The sequence below is a fragment of the Reinekea blandensis MED297 genome, assembly GCF_000153185.1.
Classification (GTDB): Bacteria; Pseudomonadota; Gammaproteobacteria; order Pseudomonadales; family Natronospirillaceae; genus Reinekea; species Reinekea blandensis.
On record NZ_CH724152.1, the window covers coordinates 24,568 to 31,492 of the forward strand.

Annotated in this window: 6 protein-coding genes; 4 read left to right on the top strand and 2 right to left on the bottom strand. The window is 53.1% G+C overall.

Annotated features, from left to right (window positions below):
- Nucleotides 1-249: 249 nt before the first annotated feature.
- Both cmoB and cmoA read right to left on the bottom strand, forming a co-directional pair.
- A complete protein-coding gene (gene cmoB / locus MED297_RS11760) occupies nucleotides 250-1,242 on the bottom strand; it encodes a tRNA 5-methoxyuridine(34)/uridine 5-oxyacetic acid(34) synthase CmoB (protein ID WP_008045191.1) in 993 nt (330 codons plus the stop codon).
- Complete coding sequence (gene cmoA / locus MED297_RS11765; RefSeq protein WP_040557284.1) at nucleotides 1,239-1,970, bottom strand: carboxy-S-adenosyl-L-methionine synthase CmoA; 732 nt, start codon at nucleotides 1,968-1,970, stop codon at nucleotides 1,239-1,241. Before cmoA ends, cmoB begins: the two co-directional genes overlap by 4 nt.
- A gap of 191 nt (nucleotides 1,971-2,161) precedes the next feature.
- On the opposite strand from cmoA, the gene MED297_RS11770 reads away from it, so the two are divergent.
- The 4 genes from MED297_RS11770 to rplM all read left to right on the top strand — a co-directional run.
- The gene (locus tag MED297_RS11770; protein WP_050762914.1) at nucleotides 2,162-4,633 is read left to right on the top strand and encodes a helix-turn-helix domain-containing protein; all 2,472 of its coding nucleotides are present in this window, start codon (nucleotides 2,162-2,164) and stop codon (nucleotides 4,631-4,633) included.
- A gap of 79 nt (nucleotides 4,634-4,712) precedes the next feature.
- Nucleotides 4,713-6,293 carry a peptide chain release factor 3 gene (gene prfC / locus MED297_RS11775; protein WP_008045199.1) on the top strand — a complete coding sequence of 527 codons (1,581 nt, stop codon included), beginning with the start codon at nucleotides 4,713-4,715 and terminating at the stop codon, nucleotides 6,291-6,293.
- Nucleotide 6,294: 1 nt separating this feature from the next.
- Entirely contained in the window at nucleotides 6,295-6,600 is a 306-nt protein-coding gene (locus MED297_RS11780) for a hypothetical protein (protein ID WP_008045201.1), read from the top strand.
- A 97-nt stretch (nucleotides 6,601-6,697) separates the two neighbouring features.
- Nucleotides 6,698-6,925: 50S ribosomal protein L13 (rplM, locus tag MED297_RS11785; protein WP_008045203.1), on the top strand; the 228-nt coding region annotated here is incomplete at its 3' end.

Here is a 6,925-nt window from a genome sequence, read left to right on the forward strand (position 1 = left end):
GTTCAATGACGGGATTGAGCTTAATCGTTTAAGAAGGTTTTCGAAAGTTGAGTAATAGACCTATTTGTTATGAAAAGCAGAACTTAATATTTCTTAACTTAAACGATTAAGATGTAACTAATTGAAATACCAATGGTTTCGGGTTGGCTGGTGCTTCTGAACGATTTAGAAAAGATTCTAAACATTCAGAAGCCTCGGGGGTGTAATTAGGGCAGGGTGGAATTTTGGACGAACGTGATTAAGTACGTTTTAGTCGAGACGATAGCGTTTCAATCTCTGGTTAACGGGTTTGTCTGCCAGCAGAATGGCCCGGATAGGAGCCGGGTGTCCCTCAACCGTTCGGGTTGGGTCATCAGGGTGCAGATATTCTGACAAGCTCTGCCCGGGTTTCCAATCGGTGCCGCGCTGCTCTTCGGCCGTCGTCCGGGACTCATCGACAATCCGAATGTTTTCAAAGCCCATTTTTTCGAGCCATTGAGCCAACGTCTTCGCCGTTGGGAGAAACCAGACATTGTTCATACGAGCGTAGCGACCAATCGGCACCAACGACTCGCCTTCGTGTCCATCGATGACAATGGTTTCCAGCACCAGAGTGCCACCGGGCCTTAAGGCGCCCCGCAGTTCAAACAGATGATCCAGCGGTGAGCGGCGATGGTAGAGCACGCCCATTGAGAACACGGTATCGAAAGCATTCAAATCGGGCGTGAGACTTTCCATGGTCAGGGGTAACACGGCATGAGAAGCATCGTTGATATAGCGGTTCACGGCCAGGTGTTGAACGACCGAGAGCCAGGACGGATCGATGCCCGCCACCGTTGCCGCACCAGCAGCCTTCATCCGCCAGCCGTAATAACCATTGCCAGAGCCCACGTCGAGAACATGTTGTCCGGTCAGGTCGGGCAGGTGGGCGGCGACCCGGTCCCATTTCAGGTTGCAGCGCCATTCTGAATCGATATCGATGCCAAACAGGCTGAACGGTCCCTTACGCCAGGGTTTTAGCTGCTGAAGTGCCGTGAGCAATGTTTCAGGAGCCTGTATATCGCCTCGAATGCTTACGGTGTCGGAGAACTCCGTGTCGGTCACTGCCAAGCTTGGCAGGTCATTGATGATTGACATGAAACGGGGCAGGTTGCCATCGTTCAGATTAGCCCACAGATCATCAAGCTGAGCTGACAGCGGTACGACCCAGTGGTTGAGGCGTGTATGCGACAGGTGGTCAAGAAACGGCTGATAGTTAATCATTTGATGGCAATAAACGAAGCAAAGTTAAAGGATTGAAACCACTGGCTGACCTGACTGAAGCCTGCCTGCTGAAGTCGCTCGATATGGGCGGTGGCGGTTTCCGGCAGGAGTACACGTTCCAGAGCCTGACGCTTCTGGCTGATTTCCAGGTCACTGTACCCGTTGGCGCGTTTAAAATCGTGATGATGATCCATTAACAGGGTTTCCTGTTGACGGTCTTCAAATGAGAGCTTTTCAGACAGCACCAGCGCCCCGCCTGGCAACATGCCGTCATACAACCTTTTCAGTGTGGGCAGTCGTTGTTCCGGGGTGATGAATTGCAACGTAAAGTTCAGTACGGCAAAGCTGCAGCGCTCAATGGTGAGTTCGGTGATATCGGCACAGAGTGTCTCGACCGGAATGGGTGAGTCTTCAGCATCGAGATAGTCGGCACTGCGATCGAGCATGGCTTGCGAGTTGTCGACAGCGATAATGCGCACACCCGGAGCGTGAACGCGATGGCGCATTGATACGGTAGCGGCTCCGAGGGAGCAGCCCAAATCATAGAGCTGACTGTTTGGCTGTGCATATTGTTCCGCCAGAATGCCAACGACGCCGATGATGTGGCTGTACCCCGGGACCGACCGTTTGATCATATCCGGAAAAACGTTCGCGACCTGGTCGTCAAAGCGAAAATCCTGCAGGGAGCTGTGCGGCTTAGCGTAAATGTTATCAGTGTCCTGACTCATGGGTGTCTGATCCGTAAGTGGAATGGCGGCTATTGTACGCAGGTCGCTTGCAATCACCAGTCTGTTGGTTTTGCGATCCAAAGACTGGTTTCCCGGTGAGCCTTTCGATAGGGTCTGTGACTTTTCGAAGAGTCCGGTGGGATGGGATGACCATTGCGGCGCTCACCAATTGAATGATTAAAGGAAACAACATGATCGCTGACGCCGTTCAAGACCCATTGCAGCAGGCCTGGACGCTGGTTGAAACGACGGGTGAACACCTTTACCTGACCGGCAAAGCCGGCACCGGGAAAACGACCTTTTTACATCGGCTGAAGGCGGAGTCGAACAAACGAATCATTGTTACTGCACCGACCGGTGTGGCGGCGATGAATGCAGGTGGTGTGACGTTGCATTCATTCTTTCAGTTGCCGTTTGGACCGATTCTGCCGGACGCACCGCAGCGATCAAACTACCGTTTTGCCAGAGAGAAAATCCGCATCATCCAAGCACTGGATGTGTTGGTTATCGACGAAATCAGCATGGTTCGAGCGGATCTTCTGGATGGCGTCGATGCGGTGTTAAGGCGATATCGGCGTACCGATGCACCTTTTGGTGGTGTGCAACTGTTGTTGATCGGCGACCTTCACCAGCTGCCGCCGGTGGTCAGTGATCACGAACAGGGCATGCTGAGTCGTTATTACGACAGTCCCTATTTCTTCAGCAGCCTGGCATTACAGCGCAGTGGTTTTATCAGCATCGAACTGAAGCGCATATTCCGACAGAGCCAACCCGAGTTCATTGAGCTGCTTAACGCCGTCCGTGATAACCTCTGGACGCCAGACGTCATTGCTCGGTTAAACGCTCGAGTGCAACCTGATGGCAACCCAGAGTCCATCACCCTCACCACCCACAACCGTAAAGCCGAGCGCATTAATCAAGGCAGGCTGAACCAACTCAGTACCGAAACCCGGACCTTTCAAGCGCAAACGGAAGGCGACTTCCCGGAAAGCCTGTTTCCGGTGGACGCTGGTCTGACATTAAAACTCGGAGCCCGTGTCATTTTCACCAAGAATGATCAGGGCGAACAGCGGCGCTTTTATAACGGCAAGGTCGGACAGGTCGTGGCGTTTGGTGATGATAGCGTGCGAGTGCTTTGTGATGAGGATAGTCAGGAAGTTGAGGTCGATGCTATGGAATGGCAGAACGTCTCCTATCAGGTGGATGAACGCAGCGGACAGATTGAAGAGACCGTGCAGGGGCGCTTTGTTCAACTGCCGTTGCGTCTGGCGTGGGCGATTACGATACATAAAAGTCAGGGATTAACGTTTGATCAGGTCAGCGTTGATGCACAGGATGCTTTTGCTCAGGGTCAGGTTTATGTTGCGCTCAGTCGTTGTCGCTCGTTGGATGGATTGACACTGACGACGCCGGTGGCGAATGCAGGTATCCAGAAAGACAATGCCTTACAGGCCTTTGAGGTGGCACGTCAACAGCACGTGATCGACCCGGATGGGATTCTGAAAGCACAGCAGCGCTACCAGCACCAAATACTGAAATCGTGCTTTGAGGCCAGTGAGATAAGACGGAACCTGTTGGATTGGCAGCGAATGCTGTCGCTGAATTCGATGGTGGTTAATGTCCCCAGCGAGGATGTTGTCCAGCAGGTCGAACAGGCGCGGTCGTTGTTTGAGACGTCCGAAAAGTTTTTGCCTTCACTGCAGCGATACTGTGAACAGGGGTTGGTGGAAGAACATGAACCTTTGCAACAACGGCTGATCAAAGCCGGGCAGTATTTTGCAGAGCCGCTGTCGTCGCTAAGCCACTTTGTTGAGTCCGTTGAGGCGAACACCGATAACCGTCGTGATCAGACGCGGATGACAGCGGTCTCAGAGCAACTGAAGCTGTCTTTACGGGCTCGTCAGGCTGAGTTTGCCGCCCTGTGCGAAGGCTTTTCGGTGCGTGGCTTATTGCAAGCCAGGGCCAAAGCCCTGATGAGCGCCGGTAAAAAACCGACACAGCGCGCTGCGGCCGTCGCGCCCGCTGAGTTGCCTTATCCTGATTTATTTGAACAGCTGCGAACCTGGCGGAAGCAGGTCGCCGAGCAGTTGGGCGCGCCCGCCTACACCGTGTTGACTCAGAAAGCGCTGATTCAGGTAGCCTGCCATTTGCCAGCCAATGAACAAGCGCTGTTGTCTCTGGTCGGCATCGGTCCGAAAACCGTGGAGAACTACGGCAAAGCCATCCTGGACTGTATTCAATCGTACGCGGATGCCTCCGGTATTGACCTTGCTAACTATCGGTATATGGATCAGGACGCCACTGCAACGGGCGAGTCCAAAGCATCAGAAACAAGCCGTGCTCGCCCCGGCAGCTGGCAGGACAGTTTGTCGTTGTTCAAGGCAGGTCAGTCTCTTGACTCGATTGCGGAACAACGAGGTTTCGCGGTCAGTACGATTGAAGGGCACCTGGCGAAGGCGATTGAAGCGGGGGAGCTGACCTTAGATGCGCTGTTGAACGATGCTGCGAAGGTCGAGGCGATTCGGGACGCTCTCTTGCAAACAGGGGAAGCCGGGCTGAAGGCCATAAAAACGAAGCTGGGAGACGCTTGCAGTTACGCAGAAATCCGTTGGGTCAAAAGTGCCCTGATTGCGGATGGCACCACGAATGATAAAAGCCCTTAGTGTTGCGTCGGATTGCTCGAAAAGTGGTCGCGAATCGGTATAATGCGCGCCCACTTGATTATTCACAGAGATTGATCTCATGACCACCATCGCGGATGAAGTCGCCAAGCGGCGTACATTTGCCATCATTTCGCACCCGGATGCCGGTAAAACCACCATTACCGAGAAGGTGCTTTTGTTCGGACGTGCCATTCAGCAGGCCGGTACCGTCAAAGGCAAAAAATCGGGCCAACACGCGAAATCGGATTGGATGGAAATGGAGAAAGAACGGGGTATCTCGATCACGACCTCGGTCATGCAGTTTCCTTACGCGGAAAAGCTGGTCAATCTGCTGGACACCCCCGGGCACGAAGACTTCTCTGAAGATACTTACCGGACATTGACGGCGGTCGACTCCTGTCTGATGGTCATTGACTCCGCCAAAGGTGTGGAAGATCGAACCATTAAGCTGATGGACGTCGCCCGGATGCGGGAAACGCCGATCATCACCTTTATGAATAAACTGGACCGGGATATCCGCGACCCGATTGAGTTGATGGATGAAGTTGAGAATATCCTGAAGATCAGCTGTGCCCCGATTACCTGGCCAATCGGCATGGGTAAAGAGTTTAAAGGGGTCTATCACCTGCTGCGCGATGAAGTGATTACTTACCAATCGGGCATGGGGCATACCATTCAGGACAGCCGAATCATCAAAGGCCTGGATAACCCGGAGCTGGATGGGGTTTTGGGCGAGTATGCTGAGGAGCTGCGTGAGCAGGTTGAGCTGCTGGCCGCTGCGGCCAACCCGTTTGATCTGGAAGAGTTCCTGGCCGGCCAGCTGACCCCGGTTTATTTTGGAACTGCACTGGGTAACTTCGGTGTGGATCACATGCTGGATGGTCTGGTGGACTGGGCGCCGGCGCCACAGCCGCGGGACGCCGGTGATGTGACCGTCGATGCGACTTCCAAAGACCTGGCCGGATTTGTCTTCAAGATCCAGGCGAACATGGACCCGAATCACCGCGACCGAGTCGCCTTTATGCGCATTGTGTCGGGTAAGTACGAAAAAGGCATGAAGATGCGCCATGTGCGGATCGGAAAAGATGTGCGCATTTCCGATGCGCTGACGTTTTTGGCTGGCGATCGGTCAGCGGTCGAAGAAGCTTATCCCGGTGACATTATTGGGTTGCACAACCATGGCACCATCCAGATCGGTGATACTTTTACTCAGGGTCAGGAGCTGAAATTTTCAGGCATCCCGAACTTTGCGCCTGAGCTGTTTCGGCGCATTCGTCTCAAAGACCCGTTGAAAACTAAGCAGTTACAGAAAGGTTTGATGCAGTTGTCCGAGGAAGGCGCCGTTCAGGTCTTCCGGCCAATGAAAAACAACGATTTGATCGTTGGCGCCGTAGGGATGCTGCAGTTTGATGTGGTCGCTCAGCGATTGAAAACCGAGTACAAGGTTGAAGCGGTTTATGAGCCGATCAGCGTCGCCACGGCACGCTGGGTTGAAAGTGACGATGAGCGTAAGTTAGCGGCGTTCCGCGATAAAGCTTATGACAATTTAGCGCTCGATGGCTCTGATAATCTAACCTATATTGCACCCACCATGGTGAATCTGCAGATGGCGCAGGAGCGTCATCCTGACATGACCTTCCGAAAAACGCGGGAGCATTAATATGGGAATCTATTTACTGGTATTGCTGATAATTGCAGCAGGCGCGACCGTTCTGGCCTTTTCGGTCATTCAGTCAGCGCTGGCAGAAGGTCGCGTCGGTCTGTACGATGCGCGCGGCTTCTATCTGGTGATACTGGTATTTGTCACATTCGTTCTGACCAGTTTGGCTTATTTTTGGGGGGAAGCCCGATTTGAGCCAGTTCCTGAGCAGTTAAGCGAATCATTAATGGGCGTGTTGTTTGCGCTCTGTTGTTGTCTCGCCGGCTTGGCCTATGGGCTGATCCGGCTTAAGGAAGCGAATTCATAAAAGAAGGCTTGCGCGAATATTGTACATTCTGTATGATCCGCGCCCTCAAAATTGGATTAACTTCCCCTGAGCCCCCCACTAATTAGGCGGAGTTAAAGTGAAAACATTTGTAGCAAAACCAGCTGAAGTAAAGCGCGACTGGTACGTAGTCGACGCTGAAGGGCAAACACTGGGCCGTCTGGCGACTGAAATCGCTCGACGTCTGCGTGGTAAGCATAAGGCAGAGTACACTCCTCATGTTGATACCGGCGATTACATCGTTGTGATCAATGCTGAGAAGGTTCGAGTCACTGGTCGTAAGGCTGCTGACAAGATGTACTATCGC